Raw genomic sequence first — 282 nt, 5'->3', positions numbered from 1 at the left:
CCAATCACGGTGCTGTCAGTGCTGTTTTCATTGTAGCTAAAGCTGTAGCTGTCAGAAACAGGAGTATCATTTATTGGAGTGATCACCGGAGTGTCACTGTCTTGACCGGTTAGGCTGCCATCAGAGACGGTTAAATCAACGGGCGGTAAGGTACCTTCGTTGTTAACCAAGTCAGCACCGGCTTGGGTTAATACCACTTCGCCGTTGACTAACGCGTAGTAACCGTCGTCATTGCTGCCTGGGGTGAAGTCCACGGTCAGTAAATCACCGTCTTCATCAAAG

Annotated in this window: 1 protein-coding gene; it reads right to left on the bottom strand. The window is 49.3% G+C overall.

Annotation, left to right across the window (positions count from 1 at the left end; translation table 11 throughout):
• On the bottom strand, positions 1–282 hold a 282-nt coding region (locus CXF88_RS14425; protein WP_157822809.1), incomplete at both ends, for a hypothetical protein.

Origin of the sequence: Shewanella sp. ALD9 (genome assembly GCF_002836315.1) — a bacterium.
In the GTDB taxonomy this organism is placed as follows: Bacteria; Pseudomonadota; Gammaproteobacteria; order Enterobacterales; family Shewanellaceae; genus Shewanella.
This window is presented reverse-complemented; position numbering and strand designations above follow the sequence as displayed.